This window comes from Campylobacter sp. 2014D-0258, assembly GCF_008000495.1.
Taxonomy (GTDB): Bacteria; Campylobacterota; Campylobacteria; order Campylobacterales; family Campylobacteraceae; genus Campylobacter_D; species Campylobacter_D jejuni.
Genome location: NZ_VOAR01000025.1, coordinates 235,438 through 254,210 on the forward strand (window position 1 = coordinate 235,438; position 18,773 = coordinate 254,210).

Annotated in this window: 20 protein-coding genes and 1 tRNA gene; 10 read left to right on the top strand and 11 right to left on the bottom strand. The window is 29.8% G+C overall.

Annotated elements, in window-relative coordinates; genetic code table 11:
• Complete coding sequence (locus SR62_RS05980; protein WP_002853792.1) at positions 1-726, bottom strand: plasminogen-binding N-terminal domain-containing protein; 726 nt, start codon at positions 724-726, stop codon at positions 1-3.
• 121 nt (positions 727-847) lie between these two features.
• Between SR62_RS05980 and SR62_RS05985 the strand changes: the two genes are divergently transcribed.
• Positions 848-2,008 carry a M23 family metallopeptidase gene (locus tag SR62_RS05985; RefSeq protein ID WP_002852845.1) on the top strand — a complete coding sequence of 387 codons (1,161 nt, stop codon included), beginning with the start codon at positions 848-850 and terminating at the stop codon, positions 2,006-2,008.
• Here SR62_RS05985 and SR62_RS05990 read toward each other — a convergent pair.
• Genes SR62_RS05990 through SR62_RS06005 form a run of 4 tightly spaced genes read right to left on the bottom strand, consistent with a single transcriptional unit; the run spans position 2,005 to position 6,014 of the window.
• Entirely contained in the window at positions 2,005-2,208 is a 204-nt protein-coding gene (locus tag SR62_RS05990; RefSeq protein ID WP_002853612.1) for a hypothetical protein, read from the bottom strand. The genes SR62_RS05985 and SR62_RS05990 overlap by 4 nt on opposite strands.
• A gap of 1 nt (position 2,209) precedes the next feature.
• Positions 2,210-2,890 (bottom strand): polyphenol oxidase family protein, encoded by a 681-nt coding sequence (locus SR62_RS05995; protein WP_002892734.1) that lies wholly within the window; start codon positions 2,888-2,890, stop codon positions 2,210-2,212.
• Positions 2,854-3,465 carry a riboflavin synthase gene (locus SR62_RS06000; RefSeq protein ID WP_002892735.1) on the bottom strand — a complete coding sequence of 204 codons (612 nt, stop codon included), beginning with the start codon at positions 3,463-3,465 and terminating at the stop codon, positions 2,854-2,856. The genes SR62_RS05995 and SR62_RS06000 overlap by 37 nt, the downstream gene beginning before the upstream one ends.
• 8 nt (positions 3,466-3,473) lie before the next feature.
• Positions 3,474-6,014 (bottom strand): hypothetical protein, encoded by a 2,541-nt coding sequence (locus SR62_RS06005; protein ID WP_074484120.1) that lies wholly within the window; start codon positions 6,012-6,014, stop codon positions 3,474-3,476.
• A 161-nt stretch (positions 6,015-6,175) separates the two neighbouring features.
• On the opposite strand from SR62_RS06005, the gene groES reads away from it, so the two are divergent.
• The gene (gene groES, locus SR62_RS06010; protein WP_002892739.1) at positions 6,176-6,436 is read left to right on the top strand and encodes a co-chaperone GroES; all 261 of its coding nucleotides are present in this window, start codon (positions 6,176-6,178) and stop codon (positions 6,434-6,436) included.
• A 20-nt stretch (positions 6,437-6,456) separates the two neighbouring features.
• Positions 6,457-8,094 (top strand): chaperonin GroEL, encoded by a 1,638-nt coding sequence (groL, locus tag SR62_RS06015; RefSeq protein WP_002859291.1) that lies wholly within the window; start codon positions 6,457-6,459, stop codon positions 8,092-8,094.
• Positions 8,095-8,136: 42 nt separating this feature from the next.
• Here the strand turns inward: groL and dccS are convergent, their stop codons facing one another.
• A complete protein-coding gene (dccS, locus tag SR62_RS06020) occupies positions 8,137-9,327 on the bottom strand; it encodes a two-component system sensor histidine kinase DccS (RefSeq protein WP_147502308.1) in 1,191 nt (396 codons plus the stop codon).
• Positions 9,320-9,985, bottom strand: a complete 666-nt coding sequence (gene dccR / locus SR62_RS06025; protein WP_002884392.1) for a two-component system response regulator DccR — start codon at positions 9,983-9,985, stop codon at positions 9,320-9,322. The genes dccS and dccR overlap by 8 nt, the downstream gene beginning before the upstream one ends.
• Positions 9,986-10,132: 147 nt before the next feature.
• Between dccR and SR62_RS06030 the strand changes: the two genes are divergently transcribed.
• Together SR62_RS06030 and SR62_RS06035 are read left to right on the top strand one after the other, a co-directional pair.
• Entirely contained in the window at positions 10,133-10,732 is a 600-nt protein-coding gene (locus SR62_RS06030; RefSeq protein ID WP_002859294.1) for a bacteriohemerythrin, read from the top strand.
• 10 nt (positions 10,733-10,742) lie between these two features.
• On the top strand, positions 10,743-10,991 hold the full coding sequence (locus SR62_RS06035) for a ribbon-helix-helix domain-containing protein (RefSeq protein ID WP_002853192.1): 249 nt from the start codon (positions 10,743-10,745) through the stop codon (positions 10,989-10,991).
• 91 nt (positions 10,992-11,082) lie between these two features.
• On the opposite strand, the gene SR62_RS06040 is transcribed toward SR62_RS06035, so the two are convergent.
• The 4 genes from SR62_RS06040 to htrA all read right to left on the bottom strand — a co-directional run bounded on the left by SR62_RS06040 (position 11,083) and on the right by htrA (position 14,662).
• Positions 11,083-11,157 (bottom strand) — tRNA-Asn (locus tag SR62_RS06040).
• Between the two features lie 92 nt (positions 11,158-11,249).
• Positions 11,250-12,497: an ArsS family sensor histidine kinase gene (locus SR62_RS06045; RefSeq protein ID WP_002892743.1), complete on the bottom strand. Its 1,248-nt coding sequence runs from the start codon at positions 12,495-12,497 to the stop codon at positions 11,250-11,252.
• The gene (locus SR62_RS06050) at positions 12,494-13,168 is read right to left on the bottom strand and encodes a response regulator transcription factor (RefSeq protein WP_002853196.1); all 675 of its coding nucleotides are present in this window, start codon (positions 13,166-13,168) and stop codon (positions 12,494-12,496) included. Before SR62_RS06050 ends, SR62_RS06045 begins: the two co-directional genes overlap by 4 nt.
• Before the next feature lie 75 nt (positions 13,169-13,243).
• On the bottom strand, positions 13,244-14,662 hold the full coding sequence (gene htrA / locus SR62_RS06055) for a serine protease HtrA (RefSeq protein ID WP_002892744.1): 1,419 nt from the start codon (positions 14,660-14,662) through the stop codon (positions 13,244-13,246).
• Between the two features lie 199 nt (positions 14,663-14,861).
• Between htrA and SR62_RS06060 the strand changes: the two genes are divergently transcribed.
• From SR62_RS06060 to SR62_RS06080, 5 genes are read left to right on the top strand one after another with little or no spacing between them, the layout of a single operon-like run.
• Positions 14,862-15,755, top strand: coding sequence for a DnaJ family protein (locus SR62_RS06060; protein ID WP_002876803.1), 894 nt, complete (start codon positions 14,862-14,864; stop codon positions 15,753-15,755).
• A 15-nt stretch (positions 15,756-15,770) separates the two neighbouring features.
• On the top strand, positions 15,771-16,145 hold the full coding sequence (hspR, locus tag SR62_RS06065; protein ID WP_002861924.1) for a heat shock transcriptional regulator HspR: 375 nt from the start codon (positions 15,771-15,773) through the stop codon (positions 16,143-16,145).
• Between the two features lie 6 nt (positions 16,146-16,151).
• Positions 16,152-17,777: a cation:proton antiporter gene (locus SR62_RS06070; RefSeq protein ID WP_002892745.1), complete on the top strand. Its 1,626-nt coding sequence runs from the start codon at positions 16,152-16,154 to the stop codon at positions 17,775-17,777.
• A gap of 9 nt (positions 17,778-17,786) precedes the next feature.
• Positions 17,787-18,119 (top strand): hypothetical protein, encoded by a 333-nt coding sequence (locus tag SR62_RS06075; RefSeq protein ID WP_002853180.1) that lies wholly within the window; start codon positions 17,787-17,789, stop codon positions 18,117-18,119.
• Complete coding sequence (locus SR62_RS06080) at positions 18,116-18,736, top strand: HAD family hydrolase (protein WP_002892746.1); 621 nt, start codon at positions 18,116-18,118, stop codon at positions 18,734-18,736. The genes SR62_RS06075 and SR62_RS06080 overlap by 4 nt, the downstream gene beginning before the upstream one ends.
• The last annotated feature ends 37 nt before the right edge of the window (positions 18,737-18,773 follow it).

Genomic DNA, 18,773 nt, shown 5'->3' on the forward strand with positions numbered 1-18,773 from the left:
TTATTGCACCTTAGGAAGATTAATCAAAGCATCATAATATCTATAATAATTCCCTATTTCTTGAGAGTTAAAATCAAAAAAATTACTTTTATATCCACCTATACGAGAATAAAAAGGAACCTGAACGCTAGTTGGCTTGCTTATAGGCACTTCATAAAGCTTATTAAAATCTTGACAATCCACAACTTCTGCTTGATTTTCCAAAGCCACAACCAAAATGCCAACCGCATTATCATCACAAAATTGCCTAAAATCTGAACGCTTAGGAGAAAGAGTGGCCGTTCTAATTAATTGTGCTCCAAAAATGTCAATATGGGTAAAATATATCTGCGGAAATTCTCTAACAAGTTCATTATAAGTTTGTTCATCAGGAGCAATTACCAATCCTCTATCATAAAGAAAATTTAAAACAACCTCATCACCTACTTTAGGTAAAACATTTGGTAAAGGCAAAGCATCTTGCTTAAGAGCTGAAAAAACACTAAATTCTAATTTTGCCAAACCATTTTTTTTATCTATAACACTTGCTCTAGCGATGATACTTTGCGAATTGCTAAAATGTTGCACTACTACGCCACTTGAATAAAGTTTTATATCATCACTATCTTTAATATAACCATAAATATCATCAACTTTTACAAGTTCACTTTTTATAGGTTTTAAATCAAATCCAACCGCAAAGAGGCTAAGGTTTAAAGCTAAAAAACACACTATAGTTTTAAACAAATTTGCTCCTTAAATAAAAATTTATAGAATTATAATCCTTTTTTGTTAAGCAATTGTAAGAAAAATAAAGTAAAATATAGCTTTCAAATTTCAAAATTCTTTTAAAAATTAAGGTTATCTCATGAAAAAATTATTGCTTTTATTTATTTTTGTTGTTCAAAGTTTTGCAGCTTTAAGTGTTGAAGAGCTAACTTGGGATAATGGAGATACCTTGCTTAAATTCTTACAAAGAAATTCCATACCTATGTCGCTTTATTATGGACTTGATAGAGAAGATCAAGAACTTGCTTCTGATATAGCCTATAAAATAAAATATCAAGTTTTAAAAGATGAAAACAACAACATAGAACAAGTTTTAATTCCAATTAGTGATGATTTACAAATTCATATCTATAAAGATAAAGATGGACAATACACTCTTGCTTTTACTCCTGTATCTTATCAAAAAGAAGATAGAATTTTACATTTAACCATTAAAAGCTCTGCTTATCAAGATGTCTATGAAGAAAGTGGTAGCAGTACTTTAGCTCGTGCTATGGTTCGTGCTTTTCGAGGAAGTATAAATTTTCGCAATATCCAAAAAGGTGATGAAGTAACCCTATATTATGAACAAAAAAGACGCATGGGTAAACTTTGGGGCGATATAAATATAAAAATGGCAATGGTAGAAATCAATAAAAGCGCTAGAGAAGTCTTTTCTTATAATGATATATTCTATGATCGCGATGGCAAAGAATTAGAATCTTTTTTACTTACAAAACCTGTGAACTACACTAGAATTTCCTCTCCTTTTACAACAGCAAGATATCATCCTATATTAAAACGCTATCGCGCCCATCTTGGTATAGACTATGCTGCACCTACTGGAACTCCTGTGAAAAGTGCTGGCAAAGGAGTAGTAACCTTTATAGGCACAAAAGGTGGTTATGGAAATGTAATTCAAATCAAGCATGACTCAGGTTATATGACTTTATATGCCCATCTTAGTCGTTTTGCAAAAATTAAAAACGGACAAAAGGTAAATCAAGGACAAGTAATTGCATATGTTGGTTCAACAGGTATGAGCACAGGTCCTCATTTGCATTTTGGAGTATATTTAAATAATAAAGCTATAAATCCTGCATCTGTTGTAAAAATCGCCAAATCAGAACTTAGTGGAAAAGCAAAAGAGAATTTTAAACATATCATAGCTGGATACGAGCAGGTTGTTAAAGAAGCCCTAGCCTCGAATCAGCCTAATCCTCCAAAAGAAGAAGATTTTGAAAACTATATAGAATTTTAATTACTCAACAACGCTTTATCTTTTGCATTGATTAAAGAATTTAGAAGAGTTGCAAGCTCTTCTTTTTCTTTTTCATTAATTTCACAAAAATCTGCATCAATCAATTGTTTTACCAAAGCTTCATTTAACAAATCTCCATCGCCAAATTCTCTAGCTTTTTGAATGATTTTTAACACTCTTAAATCTTTTCTTTCATACATTTTAATCCTTTAAATAAACCACACTCACAAAACGCTTAGGCGTTTTATCACGACGATAAGAAAAAAAACTCTCATCATCAAAACTACAAATTCCACAATCTTTAATATTTTCAATGCCTAAATTTTGCGCTTGAAATTTTACTAAAGCTTTTAAATCAAGTTTATCATCTTGAACAAATTCTTTAAATTCTTTTTTAGCAAATTCTAAAATTTCTCCATCTATTTCATAATTTTTAGCACAAATTCCAGGCAGGATAAAAAGATGAAATTTATTCTTATCTAAATGTGAATTTTGCATAGCAATTTGATCAACGCATTCTTTTAGGATATTTTCAAAGCTTCCTTTTCTACCTGAATGCAAAGCTGCTATAATGCCACTTTCATGATATAAGATCAAAGGCAAACAATCCGCACTTAAAACACAAAGAGCAGTATTTTTTTCTTTACTTACAAGTCCATCACAGCTAAGATTTTTTAAATTTTCATCATAAATAATAACTTTATGAGAGTGAATTTGATCCATAAAAACACATTTTTCAATATCTTTAAAACCTAAATGAGAAAATAAATTCTCATTATGAATTTTAGCCCTAAAAACATTATAATCCTTATCAAAAGCACAAAAAATACCTACTTTATCATTTTCTAATAAAGATAAGAAATTCTTTCGACTTCTTCCCATGATAATCCTTTGTTTTTACCTTGCAATTGCGCATAAATATAACGAGCAAGTAAATCACTTTCTATATTTATTTTTCTACCTACTTGATAGTCTTTAAAAAGCGTTTCTTTAAAAGTAATAGGAATAATAGTAAGCCTAATACCATTTTTTAAAATTTCATTGATAGTAAGACTTACTCCATCAACGCCTATACTTCCTTTTTCTGCCATAAATTTCATAGCTTCTTTAGGTAAAGATATATGAAAATCCACTCCATTTTCATCTTTTTGAATTTTTTCAAGTATACCGATAAAATCAATATGTCCTTGCATAAGATGTCCATCAATTCTATCGCCATATCTTAAAGCAGGTTCTATATGAACTTTATCTTTTAAATTTTCTATAGCCATATGAGTGCGACTTTCACGAGAAAGCTCTACTTCAAAACCCCCTTCATAAAGTTTTGTTACACTTAAACAAGCTCCATTTACGGCTATGCTATCGCCAAGATTTGGGCGATATTTTGCTTTTAAGCTTAAAGTATTGTTTTGATAAGATTGAACTTTAGCAATTTCTCTTATGAGTCCATTAAACATTTTTTACCTTAAAAAATCTTATTTAATAATTTATTCACCGCTTTATCAACTTTATCGCCCGTACTTTTAGCACCATCACTCACACCGCCACCTACTACATTTTTAATAGAATTTAACACACTTCCTGCATTTAAATTCACTTTAGGATTTTCCGTAGTTCCTGTAATACTTCCTTTAAAATTGGCTCTATCGAGTTTAATATCAAAAGGCAAATTTAAAGCTCCGCTTTTAGAATTTAAAGCTCCTGATTGTACTAAAATATAAGAACGATCTGCTTGCATATTAAGATCAAGTTTGATATTTTCTTTTTTAATCAAAGCTTTAGCATTAGCAGTGCGATAAACATCATTGGTAATATCTTTTAGTGTTAAAATTTTTAAAGCATTGGTAATAAGATTTGGTTTTAATTTACCCTCTTTCATATCCAAATTAACCTCTCCTTCTTCGCTTAAAAGATTGTAATTTGCCTTCACATCTGCCTTACCTTGATAAACATCCATAAAATCTAAACCTTGAGCTAGACTACTTAAATCCACTCCATTTAAATCAGCAAGCAAAAGGTTATCTTTAAGTGTGCTTTGAAGCCTCCCTTCAAATAAATTTGGACTATTTACAACAAAATTTAAATTCTTATCAAAACCTACCTTTCCATTAAATTCTGCCTTACCTTTAAGTTTTCTATCCAACAAAAAGCCTAGTTTTGAAAAATCATTTATCTTTAGATTAAAATCCGAATTTAAAAGCATTTTGCTTATATCAAAACTTCCTTGTAGCTTTGTAAGATCAGCTAAAGATGAATTTAAAACAGAATCAAATTGAGCGATATTGTTTTTAAAATTAATTTTGGTATTTAAATCATAACTTGTATTGTTTGGAAAATTTTTATTTAAAATTTTACTTAAAGTTGTAGCATTTAAAATACCTTTAGCTTCTAAATTTGCTTTACCATTAAGGTTGTTAAAATCGATATTATCTAAATTAATTTTTGCATTAACAATCCCACTGGCATAATTTGGCATACCTGCTATAACAAAAAGTTTAGATAAATCAAGTTTATCAATGTTTAAATCAAGTTTTTTACCATTTGAATCAGCCTTGATTACACCATCTGCCAAATTTGCATTTGCATTTAAATTTTGTATTTGAGTGCCTATAATATGAGCTTTTGCAGTAAGATCTGCCTTACCTTGTAATTTTTGTCCTGCTATAGCACTAAACTGGGATAAGTCATCAATAAAAGCATTTAAATCTGTATTTAACTCACTATTTTTTAAATTATAAGTTCCTTGAAGTTTTTTGATATTAAGCAAATTTGAAGCAAGCAAAGCATTGTAAGCAATATTGCTATTTTTTGCATTTGCTTTAGCATCAAAACTAAAAATTGTATTTGGAAGCTCTATTTTAGCTATTTTTTTAAGCTCATTGGTGTTAATCTTTGCATTGTTTATTTTTGCTTCAAGATCAAAATTAGAAAAATCCAAATCCGCATTTAGAAGTTTAGCATTTAAATTTCCAGAAACCAAAGCTCCATATCCTGCAAGAGCTAATAATTTTTCCAAACTTGCTTCATTAATATCTGCAAAAATTTTATTATTTTTCAAACTTGCCTTTACTTCTCCACCAAGTCCAATAACTTGAGCATTTAAACTTGATAAGGCATTATTTACAACACTTGTTTGACCTATCACACCCAAACTACCATTTAGTCTAGTTTTTGTAAGTTTTTCAAGCTTTACAAGAGAAGGAATACTTAAATTAAAATCAATACTTAAAGCATTCTTACTCATATCATAAAGGGTTTTTTGGGTTTGTAAGTTAAGATAATCATTGTAAATTTTACTTACAGCATAAATCTTATCTTCTTTAACATTGGCCAAAATTTCTGCTTTAGGATTAGAATTTAAAGGCAAATCTAAAGAAAAATCTTTTTTTATCGCCTCATAGTTTATATAATTTGTATCAAGTTTTATGATGATATTTCCATCAGGTTTTAAATCCTGTGCTGAAATTTTTGCTTGAGCATTTAAAAAACCTTTAGCGTAACTAGGGTAAGATAAAAGATGAAGTATTTCTTCTATCTTAAGATTTTGCGCATCTAAATTTAAAGCAATAGGGCTGTAATTATACATTCTTGCATTTAAAAGTACATTTGAACCTAACAAATAACCCTTTCCATCTAAAGTAAAATCGCTTGCTTTACCTTGAATTTTACCGCCAAAAGAAAGGTTTTGATTTAAATTTAAACCTAAATTTTTAGCATAATTTTGCTTTAAAGAAATAAGATAGTCAAGATCAAATCCAAGCTTAAAAGGACTCAAAGCTCCCTTAAGATTAAAATCTACCATATTTGCGATATTTGCTTGCAGCTCAAGACTTGAAAAACGTAAATTAAAATGCGTGATATTTACATCTAATCCCGCACTTTCTTTGATCTTTTTTTGCGCTATATTTGCCACTATATTATTACCAAAACTTGTAAAAAGTATGGTATAAATAGCAATTAAAAGCACAACAACAAAAGCTATAACTCCATAAAAAATCTTTTTCATTTTTATCCTTTAGTTTATTTTATAAAATAACTTTAGTCTATAAAACTAAACTTTTATAAATATTTTAGTTTAAAGTATTGACAAAATTCATTTTTTATAGTATGATATTATCACTCTAAATAAAAGAGTGCTAAAATCAATATTTTTAAGGATGGACAAAAATGAATTTTCAACCTTTAGGAAAGCGTGTTCTAGTTAAACGCGTAGAAGAAACTAAAACAACAGCCTCAGGCATAATTATACCAGATAATGCTAAAGAAAAGCCTTTAATGGGTGAAGTAGTAGCAGTAAGTAAAGAAATCACTGATATTGCAAATGGTAATAAAATCGTGTTTGCTAAATACGGTGGAACAGAAATTAAACTTGATAATAATGAATATTTAGTTTTAAATTTAGATGATATCTTAGGAATTTTAAAATAATTTATAAAAAAGGATAAAAAATGGCAAAAGAAATTATTTTTTCAGATGAAGCAAGAAATAAACTTTATGAGGGTGTTAAAAAACTTAATGACGCGGTAAAAGTAACTATGGGGCCAAGAGGACGCAATGTTTTAATCCAAAAAAGCTTTGGTGCTCCAAGCATTACTAAAGATGGCGTAAGTGTTGCTAAAGAAGTAGAACTTAAAGATAGTCTTGAAAATATGGGCGCTTCACTTGTAAGAGAAGTAGCGAGTAAAACAGCTGATCAAGCAGGCGATGGAACAACTACTGCAACGGTTTTAGCTCATGCAATTTTCAAAGAAGGTTTAAGAAATATCACAGCAGGTGCAAATCCTATTGAAGTAAAACGCGGTATGGATAAAGCTTGCGAAGCTATAGTAGCAGAACTTAAAAAACTTTCTCGCGAAGTAAAAGATAAAAAAGAAATCGCACAAGTTGCTACAATCTCAGCCAACTCTGATGAAAAAATCGGAAATTTAATCGCTGATGCTATGGAAAAAGTGGGCAAAGATGGTGTTATCACTGTTGAAGAGGCAAAATCAATCAATGATGAATTAAATGTAGTTGAAGGTATGCAATTTGACAGAGGTTATTTAAGCCCTTATTTTATCACTAATGCAGAAAAAATGACAGTAGAGCTTTCAAGCCCTTATATCCTTCTTTTTGATAAAAAAATTGCAAATTTAAAAGATTTATTACCGGTTTTAGAACAAATTCAAAAAACAGGCAAACCACTTTTAATTATCGCTGAAGATATTGAAGGTGAAGCGCTTGCAACTTTAGTTGTAAATAAACTTCGCGGTGTTCTTAATATTTCAGCAGTAAAAGCTCCAGGTTTTGGCGATAGAAGAAAAGCTATGCTTGAAGATATAGCGATTTTAACAGGTGGAGAAGTGATTTCTGAAGAACTTGGAAGAACTCTTGAAAGTGCGACCATACAAGATCTTGGACAAGCTTCTAGCGTAATCATCGATAAAGACAACACAACCATAGTAAATGGCGCAGGTGAAAAAGCAAATATTGACGCAAGGGTAAATCAAATCAAAGCACAAATTGCTGAAACAACTTCAGATTATGATAGAGAAAAATTACAAGAAAGACTTGCAAAATTAAGTGGCGGTGTTGCAGTTATTAAAGTAGGTGCAGCAACTGAAACTGAAATGAAAGAGAAAAAAGATCGTGTTGATGATGCTTTAAGTGCTACTAAAGCAGCAGTTGAAGAAGGTATAGTAATTGGTGGTGGCGCAGCGCTTATCAAAGCAAAAGCTAAAATCAAACTTGATCTACAAGGTGATGAAGCAATCGGCGCAGCTATCGTTGAAAGAGCTTTAAGAGCACCTTTAAGACAAATTGCTGAAAATGCAGGCTTTGATGCAGGTGTGGTTGTAAATAGCGTAGAAAATGCTAAAGATGAAAACACAGGATTTGATGCTGCAAAAGGTGAATATGTTAATATGCTTGAAAGTGGAATTATCGATCCTGTTAAAGTAGAAAGAGTAGCTTTACTCAATGCAGTTTCTGTAGCTAGTATGCTTTTAACCACAGAAGCAACAATTAGTGAAATTAAAGAAGATAAACCTGCTATGCCAGATATGAGCGGTATGGGAGGAATGGGTGGCATGGGCGGAATGATGTAATATCTGCTCCAACCTCTTATCAGCAAGGATTTTCCTTGCTGATTACCAATTTAATTTAAAAACACTCCCTTGATTTTCTACAGATTCGCAAATAATCTTAATATCATTATCATCACAAACTTTTTTTACCAAAGAAAGCCCTATACCAAATCCTCCTTGATCGGTATTAAATCTTGTATATCTATCAAAAATATGATTTAAATTTGACTTTGAAATTCCACAACCTGTATCCGCGATACTTAAAAAATTGGCTTTTAAAATTATAGAAATTACTCCACCTTTTTTATTGTATTTAATAGCATTGCTTATAAGATTATCAATCAATTTAGAAATTTGACTTTTAGGAGCAAAAATATTTGCTTGATTTAAATCAAGCTTTAGTGTAATTTTTTTTTGCTCAAAAAATACTTTAAAATATTCCAATCTTTCTTCAAGTAGTATTCTTAAATCAAATTTTTGTTTTTCTGTTTCTAAGGTATTAGGGAAATTATAAAAAACAAGATCAGAGTACACTTGAGACAAACTTTTTGCAGCAAGCTTAATCCTTGTAAATTTAGTATTATCTCCTAAATTTTGATGCTCAAGTTGTTCTATACTCATCAAAATAACACTTAATGGGGTATTGAGTTCATGAGTTGAATCTTTAATAAAACGATTTAGTGTGCTGATTTTATCCTCCAAAGGCTTTAGAGCAATTTTTACTAAAATATAAGATATTAAACCCAATATGCAAAAAGCCATAATAGCAAAACTAAAAACTTTCGTTCTAATCCAAAAAAGATCTTTGTCAACATCTTCACCCTGTATTAAAATTTGCAAACCATCGTTAGTATTTACTTCTTCATTGCTAGCATGTCTTAAAAAATAATGATCTGCACTCATAGGAGCAAGGAAAAAAACCTTATTATCACAAATACCTCTACCTTTAAGCTCTATCTTTGCCTTTCTTAAATCAAAATCTATATTACTAAAAACAATCTTTTTAGCATCAAATATAGCAAATTTTAGTGCTGTGCTTTGAGCAATATTTTTTGCACTTATATCTATAGGGGTAAAACGAGAATTTAAGATGCTTATAACAATGTTTCTATGATTTTCTCTCAAAGTGGTACCCTTTAAAACAACTAATTCTTCATATAATTTTTGATACCATAATGCAAAAAAAATAGTTAAAAAAATACCTGTAGTTGTTAGGTAGATTAATAAAATTTGCCTAATGACTTTTTTAGCCATAGCAATATCCCCTGCCTCTTTGATTTATAATTTTTTCTTTTCCTAAAATTTTACGTAAATTTTTCACATAAGCCCTTAAACTTAGCTCACTAGGCTCCTCATCATAATCCCAGAGTTCTTCAAAAATTCTCTCTGTACTTAAAAAGTTGTTTTTATTTTTAAGTAATAAAGACAAAAGTTTAATCTCTTTACTCGGCAAAGCCAAAGCTTTATTATTATGATAAAGAATTTGTGTAGTAAATTCGAACCTAAGTCCATCCCCTAAATCTTCAAAATCTTCATTTTTATGTGAAAAAGCTCTTTTAAGCAAAGCTTTAACCCTGATAGATAACTCGGCAAGTTCAAAAGGTTTTTTTATATAATCATCACAACCTGCGTCAAAGCCTTGTTTTAAATCGTTTGTTGTGTTTAAAGAAGTCATGAAAATTGCTGGAGTTTGCTTTCCGCTTTTTCTTAATTCTTTAAGTAATGAAAATCCATCTCCTAAAGGAACTTTTACATCTAAAATCCAAAGATCAAAATATCTTTCATAAGCCATATCTAAAGCTTCTTGCGCATTATCGCATAAAAATACTTCATATCCCTCATCGTTTAAAAACTCTTCAATGATCTCACTCAAGCTCAAATCATCTTCTAAAAGTAAAATTTTAGCAGCCATAATTTAAATCTTTCTAACTTCAAATCTCTTAAATATATATCATTGTATCAAAATTCTTATCAATTATTTAATAAAATTTCATTTTTATTTAATTTATTTTTATCTATAATCCTTTCATACAAATAAATTTTTCCTTAAGGAGTTAAAATGCTTCCAAAATGGGATAACAGCTATAGTGTGCACAATGCTAAAATTGATGAGCAGCATAAAAAGCTTTTTAAACTTGCTGCAAAAGTTGAAGTTGTATCAGATAGATCTGTAAGTAAAAATGAAGTCAAAGAACTTTTGGCTGAATTTTTTAATTATATGAAAGATCACTTTAATGATGAAGAAAAATACATGCAGCTAATAGGCTATCCAAATTTAGAAGAACATCGAAAAATACATAAAGAAATCATCCAAACCATGATTAATTTAATCAAAGATATCAAATCAACCAATGATCTTAAAGAAAAACTTTATATAGTGGCTAAAAAGTGGCTTTTAGAACACATACTATATGAAGACATGAAAGTTGAAAAATGGAGAAGTTCTTCTTTGTCTACAGATGATGGTGGCGATGTTAGCTTTGAAGCAGCAGAAGATGAAGATAATGAGCATCCACAATTTTATCTTTATACCTGTAATTGTCCTGGTAAAATTCACGATGTTCCTTATAGCATTCATCAAAAAATAGAATTACAAGGTCATAAATTTACTTGTAAAACTTGTAAACAAGCTATAAAATTTTACAAAAAATATTCTTAAGGAGGATAAAATGAAACGCAATGTAAAAACTTATTCTTTTAGAATGCCTTTAGAGCTTAAGGAGCGTTTGGATAATTTAAGTAAAAATCTTTCTAAACCAAAATCAACCATAGTAAAAGAAGCTATAGAGGCTTATCTTAATGAAGTTGAAGATTTTTCTTTTGCTGTTAATGCCCTAGAAGAACTTAAAGATGGGGATTATCAAAAGGCAAGTAAAAAAATAGATAAAATTGTCAAAAATCTTAAACAAACAAAATAAAAAACTTTATCACAATTTTTTTTGTGATAAAGACTTATTAATTTTTTATATTAAAATACATTTATGAATATTAAAAATGGAGTTAAAAAAGTGGCTCCGGATGTAGGATTCGAACCTACGACCAATCGGTTAACAGCCGACTACTCTACCGCTGAGCTAATCCGGAATATTTAAAAGTAAAATGTGATTATAGTGAAATTAAAAAACTTTGTCAAGGGTTTTTACACAAAAATACATTTTTTATGTAAAAAAATTAATTTACTCCTTAACAATAACACTTTTTAAATTTCTAAAATAAAACAAATTTACCCCATCTTCATATAAATAATCAAGCTTCATTCCATGTGTTTCTAAAATAGTATTTACAATATAAAGCCCTAATCCAAAACTTGATTTTTGTTTTGATCCTTGAGTAAAAGCTTGAGTATAGTATTCTAAAGTATTGTTAAGCTCAGGACCACGATTTTTAAAACAAATATAATCATCTATAATATCAATTTGCACAAACCCATCTTCAGAATGTTTAATACCATTATCTATCATATTTTTAATCGCCGTAGTAAAAAGTTTAAAATCCACATTTACAAAAAAACTTTCTTCCATAAAAATACGTATATTGCTATCATCTCGCATTGCAATTTCTTTGGCTTCATCTAAAACATCTAAAATATTGTATTTTTTTCTATTTATAAAAGCAGCCCCTGAAGTAATTTGCTCAATAGCAGCAAATTCATTAATTAAAATTTCAAGTCTAGTAAAAACCCCATTTAAGCGCTCTTTATATTTATTATCTTCTATCATTTCTAAAGTTAAGAGCCCCTTAGTAATAGGAGTTTTGAGTTCATGCATAATATTTCTTAAAAAAAACTGACGAGATTGGTTTAGCTTTCGAATTTGAACAATGGCTTGATAAAAAGCTTCACTTACTTGTGAAATTTCATCCACCCCAGTGCTTACATCTTCTATATCACTGAGCTTTCCTTGGGCAAATTTATCAATTTGTTTTTTAAGTCTTTTAAGTGGTTTTAATTTTTTAAATATATAAATATAAAGCAATACAAGAATACAAATCACAGCTACAGCTATAGCTTTGATAATAAAATACCTATAGGTTTGATAATCTTGATCCTTATAAAGATAAACCTTTCCATCATAAATAATATTTAAATACACCTGTCTATTATAAGAAATAATCTCGATTAAGCCATTGTTAACCTCAACCCTAGCTAAAACATCACCTCTAAAAAGAATTTTACGGATCTGCTTTGCTTCTGTTATCTCATCCATTTTATTATAATTTTTTGTCTGCTCTTCAAATTCTTTTTCACTGATAACTCCTGCAAAATTTAAGAGCCTTGCATTAGCTATCAAAGAATATTTTGTATTTAATTCTCTAGTATAATTTTGCTGATCATATTCTATAAGCCACAAAAAGCCAAGTACAACACTAACCCCAGCAAAAATAAAAATAAAAGTTATAGTATAAAAAATCGAAGATTTATTCATTGAGTAAGCTTATAACCTATTCCACGTATAGAGTGAATATATTTTGGAGTTTTTGGATCATCTCCCATCTTTTGACGAATTCTACTGATAATAACATCTATACTTTTATTACTAGAATCCTCACTAATAGAAGAACAATTATAAACAAGCTCTTCACGACTTACCACTCCACCCTCTTTTTTAATCAAATAGCTTAAAATATCAAATTCAGCATTAGTTAAAGTAAGCTCTTGTCCTTTCATGGTAATAATATGCTTATATTGATCATAAACAAGATCTTTTACACTTTTTGCTATGGCGCTTTTTGTATTTGAAATACGTCTTAAATGACTTTTAATACGTGCTTGTAATTCTTTTGGATTATAAGGTTTTGGTAGGTAATCATCTGCTCCAAGCTCTAAAGCATTAACCTTATCTGTAATATCATGTCTTGCGCTTGAAACAATAATAGGCGTATCATACTTTTTACGAATCTCTTCACACACTTCAAGCCCATCAAGCCCTGGCAAAGAAAGGTCTAAAATGATAAGCTGATATTCTTTTAATGCAAGCTTAGAAAGACCTATATAAGGTTCATGAGCTATATCAACTTTCATATCAAATTTTTCCAAATATTCAGCTGTAATTTCTGCTAATTCTAAATCATCTTCTATCATAAGAATATTTGTCATAGTTTTCCTTTATTTTAAACTTAATTTTAATTTTAAACTAAAATTTATAACGAAAGGAAAATCCTTCCGTTATTTTTATTTAAGCAGAAGCAAAGTCGCAAAACCATTGCGATATACCCAAACTTTGGTAAATTCTTTTTTATTAACTTGTTTTAAAGCTTGTTCTAAATCTTTTAAATTTTTAATTTCACTTTGTCCAACACCTATGATAATATCACCCTCTTGGAAACCAGAATTTTTTCCTTTGCTCTTTTCTTTAACACTATCAACCAAAACACCATTAACATCTTTTGGAATTTGCAAACGATCCTTAAGTCTTGGATCTAAATTTCTCAAACTCAAACCATCAATCAGATCACTTTGTACGCCTTTAGGATTTTCTTTTTCACCTTTAAGAGTAAAACTTGCTTGCTTATTTTCTCCATCTCTTTCGTAACTTAATGAAATTTTTTGACCAATCTCTAAAGTTCCTATATAATTTTTAAGATCAATAGGACTTTTTATAATCTTATCATTAACTTTAGTAACTAAATCTCCACGCTTAAGCCCTGCTTCATCAGCACTTGAACCTTTTTGAACATCAGTGATTAAAGCTCCTTCTTGATTTTTGTAAGCTTTTTTAGTATCACCTTGCAAAGCTGAAATAGTCACACCTAAAAATCCTCTATCAATCTTGCCTTTTTCAATAAGTTTTTTAGCTATATCTTTAACCATATTTGAAGGTATAGCAAAACCTATGCCGTTATTTCCACCGCCACGAGAAAGAATAGCTGAATTAATACCTACTAAATATCCACGACTATCCACCAAAGCTCCACCTGAATTTCCTGGATTGATAGAAGCATCTGTTTGTATAAAATTTTCATATTGATTTAAACCTATATTGTCTTTGTTTAAAGCAGATATTATTCCACTTGTAACACTAAAACCGACTCCAAAAGGATTTCCAAGTGCAAAAACAACATCTCCTTCCATTAAATCATCAGAATTTGTAAAAGTAATAGCTGAAAGATTATTAGCCTCTATTTTTATAACAGCCAAATCTGTTTTTGGATCTTTACCTATAAGTTTTGCTTTATATTCTGTATCGCTTCCTGGTAAATTCACTGTAATCGTATCAGCATCATCTACAACGTGATTATTTGTTACTATATAACCATCTTTTGAAATAATCACCCCTGATCCCAAAGAACTCACCACTTCTTTATCATTTTTTCCTTTTCTTTGAGGAAAATCAAAATCAAAAAATTGTTTAAAATAAGGATCATTAAAAAAATCATCCAAAGGACTTGGACGATTTGCTCTTGTAATAGTTTTTGAGGTAGAAATATTAACCACTGATTTTTTTGCATCTTTAATAGAATCATGATAAGAAAGCACTGCATTTCCAGCAGCAGGATTGACACGATTAGCCGTTGTGGTCGATTCGTTAAAATTAATACTTGCAGCAAATAAAGCACTTGCTAAACTTAATGATAAAAAAATCTTTTTCATTTCATTTCCTTTTGTTCTTAAAGATAAATTATCTCGTAAAATATTTTACTGTCTTCATAGTATAAAACCGAAAATTTACAAAATTGTAAATAAAACCTTGAGTGATAAAAATTTATAAAACTTGATTGACTTAGGCTAAAGTTTATGTTATAATTTAATCCTTTATATAATCAAGTAAAAATTTTTAAGGAAATATAACATGAATAGTTTATACGAAACTCTTGGAGTTAGCAAAAATGCTAGTGCAGATGAAATAAAAAAAGCTTACCGTCGCCTAGCTAGAAAATATCATCCTGATATCAACAAAGAAAAAGGCGCAGAAGAAAAATTTAAAGAAATTAATGCTGCTTATGAAATTTTAAGTGACGAAAAAAAACGAGCTCAGTATGACCAATACGGCGATTCTATGTTTGGTGGACAAAGTTTTCATGATTTTTCAAGAAATGCTGGTGGGGTAAATTTAGACGATATTTTAAAAGATCTCTTTGGAGGAGGCTTTGGTGGACGCTCAAGAGGGGGTTTTAACGGCTTTTCTTCAAAAGGCTTTAGCAGTGGTTTTGGAGGATTTGGAGGTTTTGAAGAAGAAAATTTAGACAGCAATCTAGAGCTTCACATTCCTTTCGAAAAAGCTGTTAAAGGCGGGGAACATAGTTTTAATTTTCAAGGCGAAACCATTAAATTTAAAATTCCACACGGTATAAAAGAAGGCGAGAAACTAAGAATTCGCTCTAAAGGAAAACAAAGCAGAAATGGAGCTAGAGGCGATTTAATCATTATTGTAAAAATAGAAGAAAGTCCTATTTACACAAGAGAAGATGATGATTTATATCAAAAGGTTGATATTTCTTTAAAAACTGCACTTTTTGGTGGAAAAATAAATATAAAAACACTCAAAGAAGGCAAGGAAGAAGCGACAATTAACATAACGCCTAATTCAAAAAATAACCAAAAAATTCGTTTAAAAGGTTATGGGGTGCAAAATAGAAAAAGTGATATTTATGGGGATATGTATTTGATTTTAAATGTTGTTTTGCCAAATTTAGATACCCTTGATGAAAAATTTATAGAACTCTTAAAAGAAAAATTACCTTAAAGAAAGGAATAAAATATGGAACACCATTATGATGAACCTGTATATTTAATCAGTGTTGTGGCTAAAGTTTTAAGCATACATCCACAAACCTTAAGGCAATACGAAAGAGAAGGATTGATAGAGCCAAGTAGAACCGATGGAAAAATAAGACTTTATTCTCAAAGGGATATTGACCGTATTAAACTTATATTGCGTTTAACAAGAGACATGGGAATCAATCTTGCTGGAGTAGATGTTATCTTAAAATTGAAAAACCAACTTCACGAATTTGAAAATTTAATTGATGAACTACGCTTAGAATTAAGCAAACAACAGGATAAAGAAGCGGCTAGCAAAGCCGTTGTTAAGCATAAAAATAGCTTTGATTTGATTTTTTATGAGAAAAAATAAAAAATAATGGATAATTTTTTAGAAATTTTTTTAATCACCGTTGCTATAGCTATAGTTTTAAATGTCATATTTAAAAAATTTGAAATTCCAACTATCATTGGATATATAGCTGCTGGAGAAATCATTTCTGAAATTTATCATTTAAGTGGCAAAGGCGAAATCACCCATATAGCCGAATTTGGTATAGTGTTTTTAATGTTTACCATAGGGCTTGAATTTTCTTTTAAGCATTTAATGGCAATGAAACAAGAAGTTTTTTTAAACGGCTCTTTGCAGATGCTTACTTGTGGCTTTGTTTTTATGCTACTTGCTATAGGAATTTTAGGACTTGGAGATAAAAGCGCTACCATAGTAGGCTTTGCACTAGCACTTTCTTCAACCGCAGTGGTGCTTAAAATTTTAAATGATAATGGCGATATAAATGAGCAATATGGTAGAAAAGCATTGGGAATTTTGCTTTTTCAGGATATAGCCGTTATTCCTTTGCTTTTGCTTGTAGATATTTTTTCATCCAACAATCAAAACATAGAAAAACTCCTTTTTACCACTTTAATTTCAGCACTTATTTTAATCACTTTATTATTTTTCATAGGTAAATATCTAGTGGATAGAATTTTTAGACTCATTATCCACACCTCTTCTCAGGAAATTTTTATTAGTACTGTTTTATTTATGGTTATTGGAGCAAGTTTTCTAGCAAATTATTTTGGATTTTCTTATTCTTTGGGTGCTTTTATAGCAGGTGCTTTGATAGCAGAAACAAAATATAAACACAAAATAGAAGCGGACTTAATCCCATTTAGAGATTTGCTTTTAGGGCTTTTTTTCATAACTGTAGGCATGCAAATTCAACTTGATGTAGTGGCGCAAAATTGGTTTTTAATCATAGTTTTAACTCTTCTTGTAATGGCTTTAAAATTTGGCATAGTTTTTGGCTTTTTATTTCTTTACACCAAAAAAAGAGTAGCGCTTAAAACAGCTTTTGCCATAGCGCAAATTGGCGAATTTGCCCTAGCAATTTTTTCTCTTTTACAAGCAAAAAATATGCTTGATATCAAAACTTCACAAATTTTAATTGTTGTTTCTATTTTAACCATGATTATCACGCCTTTTATTTTAAACAATATAAGAAAAATTACCAATGTTGTAGAAGATATAGCACTTAATACCAACGCTGTGCAAAATATTGACAGCAATATCAAGCTTAAAAATCATCTTATTGTTTTTGGCTATGGACGCTTAGGACAAGAAGTCGTACAAAAAATCAAAAACACAGGCGTACCTTATCTTGTTTTAGAAAGTGATTTAAATTTAGTAGAACTTGGAGTTAGTCGGGGTGAAAATGTCGTTTTTGCCAATGCTGCTCAAGAAGAAACCTTAAAAATTGCCAATATAGAAGAATGTGCCGTAGCTATTATCACAGTTACAAATGAAGCTAAACTTGAAATTTTATGTCAAGTGCTAGCTAATTATCCAAAACCTATAGATACTATCATTCATGTAAATGGAACTTTGAAAAAGATGCTTTTTTCTAGCATAGATGAAAATATACGCATCATTCGCTCTGAAAAAGTAATCGCTAGAAATTTAGTTCAAGAAGCACTAGAATGCCGCATTCATAAAAATACCTAAGGAAGAATTTTGACAAAAAATGAAGAAAAAGCCTTACGCGTAAAATACCTAAGAAATCTTGAAAAATTTTTCAATGGCGCTATATCTGCACTTAAAAAAGAAGATTTTGATAAAACTAAATTTGAAGAAAGAATGTTAAAAAATGCTAAATTTTTTGAAAAAAATCCCGCGGTAAATCTTAACTCAACCTATGCAAAAAATCTTGAATTTTTTGTCAATGCTTGTTTAGATTTTTCCAAAGAAAAAAGCGAACTTTTAAATCTTGCCAATGCTTTAGATAAGCAAAAAAAACAAGGTGAGAAAAAAGAAAAACACAAAAATTATTTAAAGGATTATGAATGATTAATGTATTTTTTGATATGGATGGAACTTTAATCGATAGCGCAAATGCCATTTCTTGTGCAGTTAATGAAATAAGGCAGGATTTAAACCTAGCTCCACTTTCAAGAGAAATCATTATGCAAACCATCAATACTCCTAATATTGACTGGGCAAAAGAACTTTATAATATAGAAAATTTCCATCATTCTAGTTTTAAAGAAGGCTATGAAAAATATTTTGTCAAACACTATGAACAAAGCGTGGTGCTTTTTGAAGGAGTGAAAGAACTGTTAGAATTTTTAAAAAGCAAAAATTGTTTTTTAGCTATTGCTACTAACGCCCCGCAAAGCTCACTTTCAAACATACTTAAAAAACATCAAATCATTCCTTATTTTGATAAAATTTTAGGCGTAAGTTTAGGCATAGAACCCAAACCTCATCCTATGATGCTAGAGCTTTTAAAAAGTGAGGCTCCATATAAAACAAGCGTTTTTATAGGGGATAGTCAAAAAGATAAAGAATGTGCTAAAAATGCTAATTTGCCTTATTTTCATGCCAAATGGTATCAAAAAGATTTAAAAGAAAATGAATTTAGCAACGCTAGTGAACTTAAAGGCTTTTTAGAAAAGTATTTATAAGTTTTTTAATGAAATTTTAGTTAAAATTAGAAATAAA